This is a genomic window from Arthrobacter sp. TB 23, assembly GCF_000294595.1.
Lineage (GTDB): Bacteria > Actinomycetota > Actinomycetes > Actinomycetales > Micrococcaceae > Arthrobacter_D.
Genome location: NZ_ALPM01000087.1, coordinates 1,484 through 17,812, shown reverse-complemented (window position 1 = coordinate 17,812; position 16,329 = coordinate 1,484). Strand labels below are relative to the sequence as shown.

At 65.6% G+C, this 16,329-nt stretch carries 17 protein-coding genes and 1 pseudogene (1 of these 18 running past the window's edge); 16 read left to right on the top strand and 2 right to left on the bottom strand.

Going from position 1 to position 16,329, the window contains the following annotated elements; translation table 11 throughout:
- The 7 genes from B384_RS0112585 to B384_RS0112550 form a co-directional block, all read left to right on the top strand.
- Window positions 1-1,015: molybdopterin-dependent oxidoreductase (locus B384_RS0112585; protein ID WP_026041167.1), on the top strand; the 1,015-nt coding region annotated here is incomplete at its 5' end.
- A gap of 251 nt (window positions 1,016-1,266) precedes the next feature.
- Complete coding sequence (locus tag B384_RS0112575; RefSeq protein WP_237715312.1) at window positions 1,267-2,466, top strand: molybdopterin molybdotransferase MoeA; 1,200 nt, start codon at window positions 1,267-1,269, stop codon at window positions 2,464-2,466.
- 24 nt (window positions 2,467-2,490) lie between these two features.
- Window positions 2,491-2,976, top strand: a complete 486-nt coding sequence (gene moaC, locus B384_RS0112570) for a cyclic pyranopterin monophosphate synthase MoaC (RefSeq protein WP_019483454.1) — start codon at window positions 2,491-2,493, stop codon at window positions 2,974-2,976.
- Window positions 2,973-3,455 carry a MogA/MoaB family molybdenum cofactor biosynthesis protein gene (locus tag B384_RS0112565; RefSeq protein ID WP_019483453.1) on the top strand — a complete coding sequence of 161 codons (483 nt, stop codon included), beginning with the start codon at window positions 2,973-2,975 and terminating at the stop codon, window positions 3,453-3,455. Before moaC ends, B384_RS0112565 begins: the two co-directional genes overlap by 4 nt.
- On the top strand, window positions 3,445-3,897 hold the full coding sequence (locus B384_RS0112560; RefSeq protein WP_019483452.1) for a molybdenum cofactor biosynthesis protein MoaE: 453 nt from the start codon (window positions 3,445-3,447) through the stop codon (window positions 3,895-3,897). Before B384_RS0112565 ends, B384_RS0112560 begins: the two co-directional genes overlap by 11 nt.
- A 43-nt stretch (window positions 3,898-3,940) precedes the next feature.
- On the top strand, window positions 3,941-4,699 hold the full coding sequence (gene dapB, locus B384_RS0112555) for a 4-hydroxy-tetrahydrodipicolinate reductase (RefSeq protein WP_019483451.1): 759 nt from the start codon (window positions 3,941-3,943) through the stop codon (window positions 4,697-4,699).
- Between the two features lie 8 nt (window positions 4,700-4,707).
- Complete coding sequence (locus tag B384_RS0112550) at window positions 4,708-5,190, top strand: hypothetical protein (protein WP_024476252.1); 483 nt, start codon at window positions 4,708-4,710, stop codon at window positions 5,188-5,190.
- 5 nt (window positions 5,191-5,195) lie between these two features.
- On the opposite strand, the gene B384_RS0112545 is transcribed toward B384_RS0112550, so the two are convergent.
- Window positions 5,196-6,368, bottom strand: a complete 1,173-nt coding sequence (locus B384_RS0112545) for a heparan-alpha-glucosaminide N-acetyltransferase domain-containing protein (RefSeq protein ID WP_019483449.1) — start codon at window positions 6,366-6,368, stop codon at window positions 5,196-5,198.
- A gap of 89 nt (window positions 6,369-6,457) precedes the next feature.
- Here B384_RS0112545 and dapA point away from each other — a divergent pair, with 89 nt between their 5' ends.
- From dapA to B384_RS0112515, 6 genes and pseudogenes are all read left to right on the top strand, one after another.
- Window positions 6,458-7,405, top strand: a complete 948-nt coding sequence (gene dapA, locus B384_RS0112540) for a 4-hydroxy-tetrahydrodipicolinate synthase (RefSeq protein WP_019483448.1) — start codon at window positions 6,458-6,460, stop codon at window positions 7,403-7,405.
- Entirely contained in the window at window positions 7,402-9,093 is a 1,692-nt protein-coding gene (locus B384_RS0112535; RefSeq protein WP_019483447.1) for a ribonuclease J, read from the top strand. The genes dapA and B384_RS0112535 overlap by 4 nt, the downstream gene beginning before the upstream one ends.
- 167 nt (window positions 9,094-9,260) lie before the next feature.
- Window positions 9,261-12,180, top strand: a pseudogene (locus B384_RS18855) (DNA translocase FtsK 4TM domain-containing protein).
- A 9-nt stretch (window positions 12,181-12,189) separates the two neighbouring features.
- Window positions 12,190-12,816: a CDP-diacylglycerol--glycerol-3-phosphate 3-phosphatidyltransferase gene (gene pgsA / locus B384_RS0112525; protein WP_019483445.1), complete on the top strand. Its 627-nt coding sequence runs from the start codon at window positions 12,190-12,192 to the stop codon at window positions 12,814-12,816.
- A gap of 11 nt (window positions 12,817-12,827) precedes the next feature.
- A complete protein-coding gene (locus B384_RS0112520; protein ID WP_024476254.1) occupies window positions 12,828-13,340 on the top strand; it encodes a CinA family protein in 513 nt (170 codons plus the stop codon).
- A gap of 120 nt (window positions 13,341-13,460) precedes the next feature.
- Window positions 13,461-13,901 (top strand): helix-turn-helix domain-containing protein, encoded by a 441-nt coding sequence (locus B384_RS0112515; RefSeq protein WP_024476255.1) that lies wholly within the window; start codon window positions 13,461-13,463, stop codon window positions 13,899-13,901.
- Between the two features lie 95 nt (window positions 13,902-13,996).
- Here B384_RS0112515 and B384_RS0112510 read toward each other — a convergent pair whose 3' ends face one another.
- A complete protein-coding gene (locus B384_RS0112510) occupies window positions 13,997-14,470 on the bottom strand; it encodes a MarR family winged helix-turn-helix transcriptional regulator (protein WP_019483442.1) in 474 nt (157 codons plus the stop codon).
- A 98-nt stretch (window positions 14,471-14,568) separates the two neighbouring features.
- On the opposite strand from B384_RS0112510, the gene B384_RS0112505 reads away from it, so the two are divergent.
- From B384_RS0112505 to B384_RS18850, 3 genes are all read left to right on the top strand, one after another.
- Window positions 14,569-14,787, top strand: a complete 219-nt coding sequence (locus B384_RS0112505; RefSeq protein WP_024476256.1) for a DUF3046 domain-containing protein — start codon at window positions 14,569-14,571, stop codon at window positions 14,785-14,787.
- 190 nt (window positions 14,788-14,977) lie between these two features.
- On the top strand, window positions 14,978-16,051 hold the full coding sequence (gene recA, locus B384_RS0112500; RefSeq protein ID WP_019483440.1) for a recombinase RecA: 1,074 nt from the start codon (window positions 14,978-14,980) through the stop codon (window positions 16,049-16,051).
- Between the two features lie 6 nt (window positions 16,052-16,057).
- On the top strand, window positions 16,058-16,329 hold the 5' portion of the coding sequence (locus tag B384_RS18850; RefSeq protein ID WP_019483439.1) for a RecX family transcriptional regulator. 556 nt of this gene lie beyond the right edge of the window; only the first 272 of its 828 coding nucleotides appear in the window; its start codon is at window positions 16,058-16,060; its stop codon lies off the right edge, out of view.

Genomic DNA, 16,329 nt, shown 5'->3' with positions numbered 1-16,329 from the left:
GGCGGGGGTGCGCAACAGCCAATCCCTGGTGACCGTCGCCAGGGAACAGATCTCCCTGCCAAGGCCGTCGCCGAGCGCGAACCGGGCTTCGGCGGCAGCAGTGCTTCCCGCAGGGGCGGATCTCGGCGTCGACGGCGTTTCACCGCTCGTGACCCCCAACGATAACTACTACCGGATCGATACCGCCCTCGTGGTGCCGGTAGTGGATCCGGTCACCTGGCGGCTACGGGTGACCGGCATGGTGGATCGGGAGGTCGAGCTGACCTTCGACGAGCTCCTGGCCAAGCCCCTGATCGAAAGCTATATCACCCTCGCCTGCGTTTCGAACGTGGTGGGCGGTGACCTGATCGGCAACGCAAAATGGCTCGGCTGGCCGGTCCGCGACCTGCTGGCCATGGCGGGCGTCCAGGAGGGGGCCGATATGGTGCTGTCGCGCAGCATCGACGGATTCACCGCCAGCACTCCGCTGGAAGCCATGACCGACGACCGGGACTCACTGATCGCCGTCGGAATGAACGGCGAAACCCTGCCTGTTGAACATGGGTTCCCCGTCCGCCTGGTGGTTCCCGGGCTGTACGGTTTCGTCTCGGCGACCAAGTGGGTGACCGAGCTGAAAGTGACACGGTACGACGACGACGTCGCCTACTGGTCTACCCGGGGCTGGTCAGAACGTGGGCCGGTCAAAACCTCCTCACGCATTGACGTCCCCCAAAACAATTCGACGGTGCCCGCCGGGACGGTCGCGATCGCCGGCTACGCCTGGGCGCAACACCGGGGGATTGAGCGGGTCGAGGTGAGGGTGGACGGGGGCAGATGGCAGAGCGCCCGGCTGGGAACCGAGATCTCCCGGGACACGTGGCGGCAGTTCTCGGCCGACATCCAGCTGGACCCGGGATCACACACGGTGCAGGTACGGGCCGTCGATGCGACGGGGGCGGTGCAGGTGGACCGGGTGGCACCGGTGACCCCCGACGGCGCCACGGGACTCCACACCGTGTCGTTCACGGTTTCCTGAGCACGGTTGCCTGAGCACGGTTTCATGGGAGCCTAAGGTGGAGCATCAGAGCTAACCGTGAGGGCAGGTAGGGATCCCATGATCAGAAGCGTCGAGGAACATCAGCAAGCCGTGCTGGGGCTGCTGCGCTACAGCAGCGGCTACCCCGCCGACAGTCTGGCCGATAGCCGGGCAGAGTCGAACAACGACCACCTTCCGCTGGCGGCGGCCCGNCCCGCGGCCGGGTGCTGGCCACCGATCTGCCCGCCCCGGTGAGTCTGCCTCCGTTCGATAACTCGCAGATGGACGGTTACGCCATCCATGAGGCCGATGTGGATGTAATCAGCGACCATCGGGGGCTAACCCTCAGCGTCGGAGCTCCCATTCCGGCTGGCATCGAACCGCCGGACCTGGTTCAGGGGACCGCCGCGCCCATCATGACCGGCGCCATGATTCCCCGCCACACCGGTGCCGTCGTCCCAATCGAACGGGTCACACCCGCCCAGTTCTATTCGGCTGCGGACTACGCGTCAGGCGTCGCCCTGACCGTTGACCTCCCCGGGACGGTCGAGCCCGGTGCCTTCATCCGCCGGATCGGCAGCGACATCGCGGCCGGTACAGCGGCCCTCACCGCCGGGACACTCCTCGGCCCGGCCCAACTGGGCCTCCTCGCGGCCTGCGGCGTGGCAACCGTCCCGGTGCGCCGTCCCTTCACCGTCCTGCTGCTGACCACCGGGGACGAAGTACAGGAGCCCGGCAGCACCCCGCAACCCGGCAAAATCTTCGACGCCAACACCACACTGCTCGAAAGCGCACTCCTGGACGCGGGCGCCGCCGTCGTCCGCCACCGACTGATGGATGACAATCCTGCCCTGCTGCGGGAGGCGTTCGCGGCGGTGGCCGACAGTGGCATCCACCTGATCCTCACCACCGGTGGCATCAGTCAGGGCGCGTATGAGGTGGTGAAGCAGGCGCTGGCCAATAGCAGCGTCGAGTTCCTCTCGGTCGCCATGCAACCGGGCGGACCGCAGGCGTTGGGGACCATCGGCGGTGTCCCGTTCCTGGGGTTCCCGGGCAACCCGGTCAGCGCGCTCGTCTCCTTCGAAATGTTCCTCCGCCCAGCGCTGACCGCCGTCGCGGGGACCCCTCATCCTCGGGTCGCGCTGACCGCCGCGCTCGAAGAGGAGGTCACCTCGCCCGAGGCCAAACACCAGGTCCGGCGGGGCTGGTACACGCCCCGGGCGGCAGCGGGGGAAGCGCTCGGAACGGTTAGGCTGGTAGGCGGCCCGGGATCGCACCTGATCCATGCGCTGGCCGAATCAAACGTGCTGGTCCACCTACCGGCTGGCACCGGTTGCCTGGCCGCGGGGGATCTGGTTACCGTCTGGTTGGTGGATGGGGTGCACGGCGCACCATCCTTTGGGATTCCCGCAGCGAGCCTCCTCGCCGTGGCCGGGCCAGAGCACAGCTAAGTATCGAGAACCAGTAAGGACAGCATGACCGAGAACCCCAGCCCGTCGTCATTGAGCCACGTCCGCGCAGACGGCAGCGCCCACATGGTCGATGTGTCGGCGAAGGCTGAAACCACCCGCGAAGCCACCGCACAGGCCATCCTGCACACCACCGCGGAGGTGGTCGGACTGATCACCGCCGGTGGCCTGCCCAAAGGCGACGCACTCGCCGTCGCGCGGGTGGCCGGCATCCTGGCTGCCAAGCAGACGTCCGCACTGATCCCGCTCTGCCACCCCCTGCCCTTGAGCAAGATCACCGTGGATTTCGAGGCCGCCGAGAACGCCGTGACAATTACCTGCGCGGTCAAGACAACGGCAGTCACCGGCGTCGAGATGGAAGCCCTGACCGGTGCCTCCCTGGCAGCCCTCGCGCTCTACGACATGATCAAGGCAGTGGACAAGCGGGCCATCATCACTGACACGAAAGTGCTGGCGAAGTCCGGCGGCAAGAGCGGGGACTGGACGGCATGAGCGCCCCGCGCACCGCAGCGGTGATCATCGCCTCGACCCGCGCAGCCGCCGGGGTTTACCAGGACGAGTGCGGTCCACTCATCCACAGCTGGCTGCTGGAGAACGGCTTCGCGCCGCAGGAAACCCTGGTGGTGCCCGACGGCGACGCCGTGGGCCAAACGATCGGTGACGTGCTCAAGGGCTCACCGTCGGTGGTTATCACCAGCGGCGGCACCGGGTTGAGCCCCGACGATGTCACCCCCGAACAAACCGCACCCTACCTTCAGCGCCACCTGCCCGGCGTGATGGAAGCGCTCCGGCGCCTCGGTACCGAGAAGGTCCCAACAGCAGCACTGAGCCGTGGTCATGCTGGCACCGCCGGAAGCACCTTCGTGATCAACCTGCCCGGCTCACCCGGCGGGGTCCGGGACGGGTTGGCAGTGCTCAAACCACTGCTGGGGCACATCTGCTCCCAGCTGGAAGGAAAAAATGAACACTAGCCACGTGGTGCATGTGTCCCTCGCGCAGCAAAGCATCAGCCTCGATGAGGCCCTCGCCCAGGTCGACGCACCGGACTGTGGAGCGGTAGTGGGTTTCGGCGGGGTGGTGAGAAACCACGACGGCGGCCGCGACGTCACGTCGCTGAGCTACTCGGCGCACCCCAGCGCTGAGCGGATTATCGGCGAGATCGCCGACGGGATCGCCGCCCGGTACCAGGGCGTTCGGATCTGGGTGGCGCACCGCGTCGGTCCGCTAACCATTGGTGACCCTGCCCTGGTGGCAGCTGTCGCCTCCGCCCACCGGGGCGAAGCCTTCGCCGCCTGCTCCGAGCTGGTGGACACCGTCAAGGAAAAGGTCCCCATCTGGAAGGAACAGTTCTTCACCGACGGGACCGTCGAGTGGGTGGGTGCCGGATCCGCAGCCACCGCGGGGGACTCCTGACCCAAATGGGCAGGGGAGTGCCCGATCAGTAGGGTTGGGTGTTATGACTGAACAACTTGCCGTGGCCGTACTCGGCGCCGCCGGCCGCATGGGGTCGGAGGCCGTCAAGGCCATCGACGCCGCAGCGGACCTGAAACTGGTGGCAGCCCTCGGGCGCGAAGACACCCTGGACACCATTGTCGCGGCCGGCGCGCAATGCATCGTCGACCTCTCCGTCCCCGACGCGACCTTCGACAACGTGGTGTTCGCCGTGGAGCGCGGCATCCATGCCGTCGTCGGGACTACCGGGTGGGACGAATCACGGCTGCAGCAGCTCGGCAGTCTGCTCGCTGATCACCCGACCACCGGGGTGCTGATCGCCCCGAACTTCGCGGTCGGCTCGGTGCTGGCCTCAGCGTTCGCCGCGCGGGCAGCCAAATACTTCGAGTCGGTTGAGATCGTCGAACTGCATCATCCGGACAAGGTGGACGCTCCCTCGGGTACCGCCGTGCGGACCGCGAACCTGATCGCGCAAACACGCCGGGAAGCCGGCCTTCCCGCCAGCCCCGACGCAACCACCGCCGAGCTCGACGGCGCCCGCGGCGCCGACGTCGACGGCGTCCGGGTGCACTCGGTACGGCTGCGCGGTCTGGTCGCGCACCAGGAGGTGCTCCTCGGTGGCGTTGGCGAGCAGCTCACCATTCGCCATGACTCCTACCACCGCGAATCATTCATGCCCGGCGTGCTGCTGGGCGTGCGCGGTGTCGCGTCCCACCCCGGCCTGACGGTCGGGCTGGACGGCTACCTCGAACTGGAAGCGTGACCTCCCCCATGGCCGAAACAGCTGGGTTCCTTGACGCAGTAAAACGCCACCGGGCCAAAATCGGCGTCGCACTGGTGAGCCTGCTGCTCGTCTTCTGGCTGATCATCGCCCTGCAACGCAGCGTCATCCTCCTCACCGACCCGGACCTGGTCGCCAAGGCACTCGGGCTCGCCTACCTCCTGTTGCCGCTGATCGGCGGGTGGGCCATGATCCGCGAACTGCTGTTCGGGATACAGACCTCAAAGATGGCGTCCGACCTTGATGCCGAGGGAGGGCTCCCCATCGACGACCTGCCCCGTACCCCCGCCGGTCGGATTGTCCGGTCGGCAGCGGACGCACGGTTCCCCGAATACCAGGCGGAGGTTGAGGCGGCGCCGGACGACTGGCGCGGCTGGTTCAGGCTCTCCTGCGCCTACGACGCAGCCGGGGACAGGACCAGGGCGAGGCGCTCCATGCGCACCGCCGGGAAACTGTACAACGCAGCCCGCTAACAGCGTTAGCTGTTCACACCCGCCCGCGCCGCCCGCGACGCTCCGGAGGTCAGTAACTCCAGGGGCCCGCGGGCGTTGATGCGCTGGAAGAGGATGCCGAGGACAACAAACACGACCGCCTGGCCCCAATACACCAGCGCCGGGTCGGGCGCCGGGGTCTGGGCATCGACAACGCTCATGGTCCAGATATGAACCGCGTAAAGGGTCAGGGTCATCGCCCCGGCTGCCGACAGGGGGAGTAGCGCGGATTCAAACCGCCGGGTGGCCAGCAGGCACAGCCCAATCACCAGGGCAGCCGTCCCGCCGGTGTGCAGCAGGTCCAGGGGGGAGCCCGAGTGGGGTGCGCTCACGGCCAGCCACCACCACGAATCGGATTGGTCGACCCCCGTCAGGCTGACGCTCATCATTGCCGCCAGCGGGTATCTGCTGCCGTCGGGGGTCTGCAGCAGTGCCGCCAGACCGCCCAACGGGCCGAGGAGGTAGCCGCTGACGAGTTTCGCCGCCACGGCCAGGGTCGCACCGGACACCACCAGGCCCAGTTGTACCCGTTTGTCCCGGAGTGGTAGACGGCCGATCGCCATGCCGATCAGGATGTAGCTCAGCCACTGCAACGCCGGGTAGTAACCGGTCACGGTGATGTCGGCCAGCAGCGTGGCCGGTTCCAGCAGCGTTTCCCAGAGCGGATTCCCACCAATCGACGGCGGATTGACCGTCTCGGCGATCCAGGGCCGCAGCAAATAGGCGGCGACCGGCGAAAGGAGCAGCCAGCCTGCTGCCCACCAGAGAAGCCGCCTGAACGGCATGGAGACGAACGGCAGCGCCAGCAGGAACAGCACCCCGTAGTGGAAGAGGATGATGGCGATGTTGGTTTCCAGTCCGCCCAGCATCAGCCCGATCACCATGATGACGGCCGCACGTGCCGCGATGCCCCGGCGGTCCATCCCGATGGCGTTGCGGTGGTGGATCCGGTTCCCTCCGGTCAACAGGGCAAGGCCGAGCCCGGCGACGACGGCGAACAGGGCTGATGCCCGGCCGGAGAAAACCAGGGCCACCCATGACGCCTCGGCCGTGCCCGGAACGTACAGGGCAAAAATGTGGGTGCTCATCATCCCAAACAGCGCCACACCGCGGGCGGCGTCGACCCCGCTCAGCCGGCGGGTTACCTTGCCAGATACCATGACCTGATCGTCTCACAGCGGGGAGTCAGCCCCACGGCGGCGATGTGCAGCGGAAGCTAAACGGTGTCGAACCGGGTAACGTTTTACCCATGGCTCAAACCGACACCCGCACCCTTCCCTTCGGCACCCTGGTCACAGCGATGGTGACCCCGTTCCACGCTGACGGCAGCGTGGACTTCGAGGCCACCGCCCAGCTCGCGACTCACCTGGTCGACGACGGCTGCGACGGCCTGGTGATCTCCGGGACCACCGGTGAGACCTCCACGCTGGAGGACCAGGAAAAGGAAGACCTGTTCCGGGTGGTCGTGGAAGCCGTGGGCGGGCGGGCGAAGGTCATCGCCGGCACCGGAACCAACCACACCTCGCACTCCATCGAGATGGCGCAGCGTGCCGTGCGCGCTGGCGTCGACGGACAACTGGTGGTCACCCCGTACTACAACAAGCCCACCCAGGCCGGTGTGCTGGCCCACTTCGAAGCGATTGCCGCTGCCACCGAGCTGCCCATCATGATTTACGACATCCCAGGCCGGTCCAGCATCCCGATCCAGACCGAGACCATGATCCGGCTGGCGGACAATCCCAGGATTGTCGCGCTCAAGGATGCCAAGGCGGATTTCGCGGAGATCACCAGGGTGCTCGCCAACACCACGCTCGACGTGTACTCGGGCGACGACGGCCTCACCCTCCCCTGGATGATGGCTGGCGGCGTCGGTGTGGTCAGTGTCAGCGCACACGTGGCCACCGCCCAGTTCAGGGCGCTGGTCGACGCCGCGGGCGCCGGGGACGTGGCCACCGCCCGCCGGATCCACTTTGAGCTCGACCCGGTGGTGCGCGCGGTGATGACCCACATCCCCGGAGCCGTCTCGGCGAAGCAGATCCTCAAACGGCAGGGGCTGATCCCCAACGCTGCGGTGCGGCTGCCCCTGGTCGGACCCACCGCCGTCGAGATGGAAACCGTGCTCGCCGACCTGGCCGAAGCGGGGATGAACTTCGACCGCCCGCGCTCCACCCGGACCGCTGACGGAACACCCGCATGACGGTATCGGCCGCCACCGCACTCATCGCCCCACCAGAACTCGCACCGGGCGTTCTGCGCATCGTCCCCCTGGGCGGCCTCGGCGAAATCGGTCGGAACATGGCGGTGTTCGAACTGGACGGAAAACTCCTGATCGTCGACTGTGGGGTGCTGTTTCCCGAGGAAAACCAGCCCGGCGTCGACCTGATCCTCCCCGACTTTTCGTACCTCGAGGACCGGCTCGACGACGTCGTCGGACTGGTCCTGACGCACGGTCATGAGGACCACATTGGCGCTGTTCCGTATCTGCTGCGGCACAAAAAAGACATCCCGCTGATCGGCTCCCAGCTCACGTTGGCCCTGATCGAAGCGAAACTGCAGGAACACCGGATCACCCCCTACACCCTCACCGTCACCGAGGGGCAGATTGAACAGTTCGGACCGTTCGAGTGCGAGTTCGTGGCGGTCAACCACTCCATCCCGGATGCCCTCGCGGTCTTCATCCGCACCAGCGCAGGAAACGTCCTGCACACCGGCGACTTCAAGATGGACCAGTTGCCCCTGGACGGGCGCATCACCGACCTGAGGGCGTTCGCGCGGCTCGGCGAAGAGGGAGTTGACCTCCTCATGGTCGACTCGACCAACGCCGACGTGCCCGGTTTCACCACCGCCGAACGCGAGATCGGACCGGTCCTGAACCGGCTGTTTGGGCAGGTCACCAAACGGATCATCGTCGCGTCGTTCTCGTCCCACATCCACCGGGTACAGCAAGTGCTCGACGCCGCCGAAGCGCACGGGCGTTTCGTCTGCTTCGCCGGCCGCTCGATGGTGCGGAACATGGCCATCGCCGCGATGCTCGGCTACCTCAGGGTTCCCGACGGCATTCTCGTGGACATCAAAAACGTGGACACCCTGCCGGACGACAAGGTGGTTCTCATGTCCACCGGCTCCCAGGGTGAGCCGATGGCCGCCCTGTCCCGGATGGCCAACGGCGACCACCGGATCACCGTCGGCAAGGGCGACACCGTGATCCTCGCGTCCTCACTGATCCCGGGCAACGAGAACGCCGTGTTCAGGGTCATCAACGGGCTGCTCAAGCTCGGCGCCGACGTCATCCACAAGGGCAACGAAAAGGTCCATGTGTCCGGGCACGCTGCAGCCGGTGAGCTGCTGTACTGCTACAACATCCTCAGGCCCCGGAACGTCATGCCTGTCCACGGCGAAACCCGCCACCTGATTGCCAACGCCCGGCTCGCCGAGCAGACCGGGATCCCGAGCGAAAACGTGCTGCTCACCGACGACGGTTCGGTCATTGACCTGGTGGGCGGGGTAGCCCGCGTGGTCGGGGCGGTGGAATGCGGTTTCGTCTATGTGGACGGGTCCAGCATCGGCGAGATCACCGACGCCGACCTGAAGGACCGCCGGATCCTCGGCGAGGAGGGGTTCATCTCCATCGTCACGGTGGTCAACAGGAGCACCGGCAAGATCGTGTCCGGTCCCGACATCCACGCCCGGGGTTTCGCCGAAGACGACTCGGTGTTCGATGAGATCAAGCCCAAACTCAACGCCGCACTCGAAGAAGCAGTAATGAGCAACAAGGACCACACCGTCTACCAGCTGCAACAGGTGGTCCGCCGGGTGATTGGTACCTGGGTGAATAGGCGCTACCGCCGCCGGCCGATGATCATTCCGGTGGTCCTGGAGGCGTAGGAGCCGAAACCGGCAGCAGGCCTGCTCGCCGGGACTCCCAGCTCACCGGGCAGAGCTGTCGATGCTCGGCGGACGCCCCCACCTGCCGAGCAGCACTGCATGCGGCAACGCAGATCCGGCCGCGTATGTCCGGGGAATCCGGGGCTATGTCCGGTACCGTTGGCACTATGGCGACTCGTACTTCCCCGGGCCCCAGAGGTTCACAGCAGTCGCGCGGTAAGAACACCTCGGCTGCTGCGCGTTCAACTTCGGGCCGTAGCGGCGCAAACAAAAGCGGTGGCAACACCCGGCAACCCACCAAACAGCAGCCCGCGCTGCCCGGGGACACGCTTCCCCTGCCTCTGCGCGCACTCCGGGGGCTGTGGATGGGGGCCGCCCACATGGTCGCCTCGGGTATCCGCAAGTTCGGGCACGACGTCCACCCGGATAAGGAGCTCCGCCGGGACGGCACCGGCCTGTTCCTGATGATCCTCAGCGTGGCAGTCGCCGCAGTCGAGTGGTGGGCGCTCACGGGGCCCGGCGCCGATGTGGTGCACGCTGTCGCCGCTGGAACCTTCGGTTGGATGGCGCTGCTTGTGCCGTTCATGCTGCTGATCGGCGCGGTGCGCCTCTTCAGGTATCCGGAGAACCACCGGGCCAACAACCGGGTGGGCATTGGGATGACCATTGCCCTGTTCGCGGGTTCAGGTATCGCCCACCTCTCGGGGGGAGCGCCAGCCCTCGCCGACGGTTTCGAACGCCTCTGGCAGGCCGGGGGAGTGGTCGGCTTCCTCGTGGCCGGCCCGCTCAGCGGAATCCTGACCGAATGGCCGGTGATCGTGCTGCTCTCGGCACTCATTTTCCTGAGTCTGCTGATCATTACCGCCACCCCGTTCCGCCACATCCCCTCCCGGCTGCGCGCCCTGTATGAGCACCTGATGGGCCAGGACCTCATCGAGCGGGACCAGCAGGGCACCAAGGAACGGGGAACCGACCCGGCCACCGAAAAACATGATCAAAGCTACCTCGACGAGCGCCACTCGGCACCCGGTAGGAAACCCAAACGCAAGATGCGTCTCTTCGGACGCGATCGTGCGGCCGACCGCGCCCAGGCCGAGCTTGACGGGTACGTCGGTGATGAAGCATTCGAGCGGGCAGTCCTGGCCGACGACGACGACACCCAGCACCAGACTCAGGCGCACCAGGCGGCGCCGGTCCCCACCGAACCGCGGGTACCACCGGGCGTCCGGCGTCCTACCCAGCAGGAACGCGCCACCGAGAAGATCAAACAGGATCATGGCATCCCCACAGATCCCAACGACCGCGCCCACGACCCCGGTGGCAACCCTGAACCGGCCACCGAGGCGATGGCGGTCCTCCCTACCCCCGCACCACAGGTACCGTCCAATCCGGTGCAGCCGCAGATCCCGCCGACCCCCATGCCGCAGCGCACCGAGCAGCTGCAGCTGGCCGGCGACGTCACGTACACCCTGCCGCCGTCGGACTACCTGCCCGCCGGTACCCCGCCCAAGGAACGGTCCGAAGCCAACGACTCTGTGGTCGCAGCCCTGACCCACACCCTCGACCAGTTCCACGTTGACGCGAAGGTCACGGGGTTCTCCCGCGGCCCCACTGTCACCCGCTACGAAATCGAGCTGGCGCCGGGCACCAAGGTGGAACGGGTGACCGCGCTGTCCAAGAACATCTCCTACGCCGTCGCGAGTTCCGACGTCCGCATCCTGTCCCCGATTCCGGGCAAGTCGGCCATCGGCATCGAGATCCCCAACACCGACCGTGAAACGGTGTCACTGGGCGACGTGCTGCGGTCCGGCAACGCCCGCAAGACCGAACACCCGATGGTGATGGGTGTCGGCAAGGACGTTGAGGGCGGGTTCGTCGTCGCCAACCTGGCCAAGATGCCCCACCTGCTGGTTGCCGGTGCCACCGGTGCCGGTAAATCATCGTTTGTGAACTCCATGATCACCTCGATCCTGATGCGCTCCACCCCCGACGAGGTGCGCATGGTGATGGTCGACCCCAAGCGGGTGGAGCTCACCGCCTACGAAGGCGTGCCGCACCTGATCACGCCCATCATCACCAGCCCCAAGAAGGCCGCCGAGGCCCTGCAGTGGGTAGTCCGTGAAATGGACACCCGCTATGACGATCTCGCCAACTACGGCTACAAGCACATCGACGACTTCAACAAGGCGGTCCGGAACGGGAAGGTCATCCCGCCCGAGGGTTCCAAGCGCGTGGTGCGCCCGTACCCGTATCTGCTGGTCATCGTCGACGAGCTCGCCGACCTGATGATGGTCGCCCCGCGCGACGTCGAGGACTCGATCGTGCGCATCACCCAGCTGGCGCGCGCCGCCGGCATCCACCTGGTGCTCGCCACCCAGCGGCCATCGGTCGACGTCGTCACCGGCCTGATCAAAGCCAACGTTCCGTCCCGGATGGCGTTCGCGACGTCGTCGGTCACCGACTCCCGCGTGGTCCTGGACCAGCCGGGCGCCGAAAAGCTCATCGGCCAGGGCGACGCGCTGTTCCTGCCCATGGGCGCATCCAAGCCCATGCGCGTGCAGGGCGCCTGGGTCACGGAGTCCGAAATCCACCGGGTGGTGGAACACGTCAAGGGCCAGCTGAAGGCCAACTACCGTGAGGATGTGGCGGTCGAGGCGCCGAAAAAGCAGATCGACGACGACATCGGCGACGACCTCGACGTTCTCCTGCAGGCCACGGAACTGGTGGTCACCACCCAGTTCGGTTCCACGTCCATGCTGCAGCGTAAACTGCGGGTCGGCTTCGCCAAGGCGGGCCGGCTCATGGACCTGTTGGAGTCCCGCGGTGTGGTGGGTCCCTCGGAAGGCTCAAAGGCCCGCGACGTCCTGGTCAAGCCTGATGACCTGGCAGCGGTACTCGGCGCCATGCGCGGTGACGGACCCGTGTCCGTCCCCGACGAGCCGGCGCCCAGCGCCCCGCAGGCACCACCGATCGACCTGGTGGCCGACGATCTCGAGGCTCGCCACCAGGCGGGNGGGCCAGTACCATGACGGCTCGGACGACGACGATGACGGCTCAACTGACGCCTGGAGCCTCACGGGAAGGTAGCCTTATGCCGTGAGTATTCCTCCGGCCAAACAGGTCCCTACGCTGAACATTGCCAACGTCCTTACGGTGGTGCGGATCCTTCTCGTCCCGTTCTTCATCTGGTTTCTGCTCCTGGACGACTCGGCCGCCGATGGCTCGGGCGGGCTTTTCCGCTGGCTGGCGGTGGCGGTGTTCGCCGTCGCGATCTACACCGATAAACTCGACGGCGACCTGGCCCGGAGCCGCGGGCTAATCACCGACTTTGGGAAGATCGCCGACCCTATCGCCGACAAACTGCTCATAGGTGCCGCACTGATCCTGCTCTCTGTCATTGGAGAACTCTGGTGGTGGGTCACCATCGTGATCCTGGTCCGCGAACTGGGCATCACCGTGCTGCGGTTCGCCGTCATCCGCTACGGAGTGATGCCAGCCTCGCGCGGCGGGAAACTCAAAACGGTCATCCAGACCTTCGCCATCTTCCTGTACCTGCTGCCACTGGCCGGGGTGTTAGGTGACTGGTATTCCTGGCTGGCCATCACGGTGATGCTGGCAGCCGTCGCCGTCACCGTCGTCACCGGGATCGACTACATTATCCAGGCGATCCGGCTCCGGCGGGATGCGCGTTCAACCGGGCACCCCGGCAGCCCGACGTCGTAAGCGCGGCACCGATGGAACCGTTAGTTCCCGCTGGGCCTGCCGCAGAGGTGATCCGCCAGGCAACAGCCTGTCACCTCACCATCGCCACTGCCGAGTCGCTGACCGCCGGGATGGTCAGCGCCGCGCTGGGCTCGGTGCCGGGCGCATCCGCGGTGTTGCAGGGTGGGGCGGTGACCTACCAGAACCAGATCAAGGTGGACATTCTCGGCGTCGACTCCGCAGGGATCGCCGCGACCGGGGCGGTGGACGCCGTCGTCGCACGCCAGATGGCGGAAGGCGCACGGCGCGTCTTCGACGCCGATCTGGGCGTTTCCACCACCGGAGCTGCGGGACCCGAGCCACACGCCGGTAAGGCGGTGGGCACCGTCTTCGTGGCCGTAGCATCAGCGGCCGGGACGACGGTGAACGAATACCTGTTCGACGGCGACCGGGAGTCGGTCCGGAGGCACGCCTGTGCCGCCGCACTGAATCTGCTGGGCGCCGTGTTACGCGACCAGGCTGCAGGGAACAAATCCCAGGACTGAACAGTTATCATTACTGTCAGCCATTGAACAGGTTGACAGCTTAGGCTTGAAACTACCAAGCCGGTACACCTTCCTAAGGAGACACCGGATCAATTGCAACGAGGGAGCATGGCGATTCAGATGGTAAAGCAACCCGTATCCATTAACGGAGTAGTCCGTTGGCGGGATGTGGGGTTGGCGGAAGATGCACAGCGCAAGCCGAAGGAGCGCAAAATGGTAGTGCTACGCCATGAGATCGGCGATGTCCTGCGGGACGTCCGCCAGCGGCAGGGCCGCACACTACGCGAGGTTTCGCATAGTGCTCGAGTCTCCCTTGGTTACCTCAGCGAGGTAGAGCGGGGCCAGAAGGAAGCATCGTCTGAGCTCCTGTCCTCGATCTGCACCGCGCTCGATGTTCCGTTGTCCCTCATGCTCCGCGAAGTCAGCGATCGTCTCGCCGAGGCAGAGGGCGTATCAGTCCCTGACACGGTGCCCCAGGAATTCGCCCGGGCGTTTGTCGACGACATCCCGGCCGACCTATCCGAGGATTTCAGCCGCGGACTGGCCGCAACGAACCGCTAACTCAGCGTCCACAGCGATTTGACTGAAGCCCGCCGGAACACTCCGGCGGGCTTCAGTTTGTTGTCAACAGCGTGTTATCAACAGTTTGTTGTCAATCACCAGTTGTCTTTGGTGTACGTCTCATTGAGTTGGGCAATCAGGGTCCCCAGGGTGGTGAGGTCCTTGACATCCCAGTCGTCCATCAGGTTGTGGAACGCTTCCTTACGGGCGGTCTGGGCGGCGACCAGCTGCTTCGAGCCGGCGGGGGTCAGGGTAATCGACTGGGCCCGGCCATCGAGCGGGTCGGCTTCCTTCTGGACCAGGCCGAGTTGTTCGAGCATCGCTATCTGCCGGCTGACCGATGGTTTGCCGACGCCGATACTCGCCGCAATGTCGGTCAGCCGCATGGCGCCCTCCCGCTGAAGGATCACCAGCAGGCCGTAGGCGGCCGGTTCCATGTCCGGGTGGACGCGCCGGGCCACCTTGTAGGAGTTCGATCGTGCCCTCCGCCACAGCATGCTCAGTTGTTGTTCCAATGCCTGGATGGCAGTGTCTACGGCGGGATCGGCTTCACGGTGCTCGGCTGTCATGTGCTTCATTCTATGGTTACGCACACAATCGCTCATCAACCGGCCCCGAAAGCGGGCCAGCAAGTCAGCGAACTCAGAGACAGTGAGAGGATTACATCATGCGCACCAGTGCCTTTTGGCGGCTTATGGATGACGAGTTCGGCGCGGGGTACTCCCGTACCCTGGCCCGAACGATCGTCCTCGCCGAACTCGGCGGCCGCACGCCCGAAGAGGCCCTGGGTGCCGGAATCAGCCCGCGCGATATCTGGGTCGCGGTGTGTGACCTCCAGGATGTCCCGTCGGAACGCCGGTTAGGCAAGGACATCACTCCCAAATAGTCGGGATGCGGCACCTGACACGCCGCCCAAGTTATTCGAATACTTGTTCGGATAGGACTATCATTTCTAACAGACGGCTGTCGTGGTTATCCACATACGCCGTGAAGCTTCTCAATTTGTCAGTGCCCCGGGCTACGGTCGAATTGAACACGAAAACGGCCGCAACGGCCATAACCAACCGAGGTGAAGAATGGCCGCACCAGCAGACCGCGAGAAAGCTCTCGAAGCAGCACTTGCGCAGATCGACAAGCAGTATGGCAAAGGCTCGGTGATGCGCCTGGGTGATGAGGTGCGCGCCCCCATCGAAACGATTTCGACCAGCTCCATCGCACTTGACGCTGCACTGGGCATAGGCGGGCTGCCCCGCGGCAGGGTCGTCGAAATCTACGGACCAGAGTCCTCGGGTAAGACCACGCTGGCACTGCACGCGGTCGCCAACGCGCAGCGCAACGGTGGCATCGCGGCATTCATTGATGCTGAACACGCACTCGACCCCGAATACGCGAAGCGGCTCGGCGTCGACACCGACGCGCTCCTGGTCTCCCAGCCGGACACCGGTGAGCAGGCGCTGGAAATCATGGACATGCTGATCGGGTCAGGATCGATCGATGTGATCGTCATTGACTCGGTGGCTGCGCTGGTGCCCCGCGCGGAAATCGAGGGTGACATGGGAGATAGCCATGTGGGCCTGCAGGCACGGCTGATGAGCCAGGCGCTCCGGAAGATCACCGGCCGTCTCGCCCAAAGCAAAACCACAGCTATTTTCATCAACCAGTTGCGCGAGAAGATCGGCGTGTTCTTCGGTAGCCCCGAGACCACTACGGGCGGCAAGGCGCTGAAGTTCTACGCCTCCATCCGCATCGATGTACGCCGGATTGAAACCCTCAAGGAGGGCGCTGTCCCGGTAGGAAACCGGACCCGCGCCAAGGTAGTCAAGAACAAGATGGCACCCCCCTTCAAACAAGCCGAATTCGACATCCTGTACGGCTATGGAATTTCCCGTGAGGGCGGGCTGATCGATGTTGGAGTCGAGAACGGTCTCGTGAAGAAATCGGGTGCCTGGTTCACCTACGACGGCGACCAGCTGGGCCAGGGTAAGGAAAACGCACGGAAGTTCCTGCTCGACAACCCCGACCTGACCGACGAACTGGAACGGCGCATCCGCGAGAAACTCGGTGTTGGATTGGCTGCTGAAGAGGCGGCGGTCGAGCCCAAGGCGAAGGCTGAGCCGAAACTGAAAGCGGTCAGCGGAGAGAACCGCTAGCCAGCCATGCCTTTCGGACAGAACAACGGTTCCCGCAGTGGATTGAATTCCAGGCGGAAATCCGGGGCCGGCTCTGACGGGACAACCGCTCACCGGACATCAGGCGGCTGGAACGCTGGTGAGCGGAAGTCCGGGAGCGGGCGAAAGCTTCGTGGCCGGCAACCTGCTGGCGCCGGATCGGGTGCCATTGGCTCCTCCGGTTCGGCCTCGGAGATGTCCGCAGGCAAGGTGTCCGCGGGGGTGCCAGGGGATGAGGCCGCCGGGGATGCGGCCGCCGG